The organism is Paenibacillus sinensis, from assembly GCF_019904155.1.
Taxonomy (GTDB): Bacteria; Bacillota; Bacilli; order Paenibacillales; family Paenibacillaceae; genus Paenibacillus_AQ; species Paenibacillus_AQ sinensis.
Genome location: NZ_JAHCMB010000062.1, coordinates 1 through 275, shown reverse-complemented (window position 1 = coordinate 275; position 275 = coordinate 1). Strand labels below are relative to the sequence as shown.

Genomic DNA, 275 nt, shown 5'->3' with positions numbered 1-275 from the left:
GGGGGATCGCCATGGCTTCCTCAATGATGGTCTCCACCGCCTCTGTGGCCCGCGCCAGCCCGGCCCAGACCAACATGGTGGCACCCTTCAACGGGCTCCGGTCCTCCGCCGCCTTCCCGGTCACCCGCAAGGCCTCCGACTTGTCGACTCTCCCCAGCAACGGCGGCAGGGTCCGCTGCATGCAGGTGTGGCCCCCGGAGGGCAAGAAGAAGTTCGAGACCCTTTCCTACCTCCCAGATCTCAGCGTTGAGGCCCTCGCCAAGGAGGTTGAGTAC

General features: G+C 66.2%; 1 protein-coding gene. It reads right to left on the bottom strand.

Annotation, left to right across the window (positions count from 1 at the left end; translation table 11 throughout):
• The coding region (locus KIH86_RS08455; protein ID WP_223110384.1) for a hypothetical protein at nucleotides 1–181 on the bottom strand (181 nt) is incomplete at its 3' end.
• Between the last annotated feature and the right edge of the window lie 94 nt (nucleotides 182–275).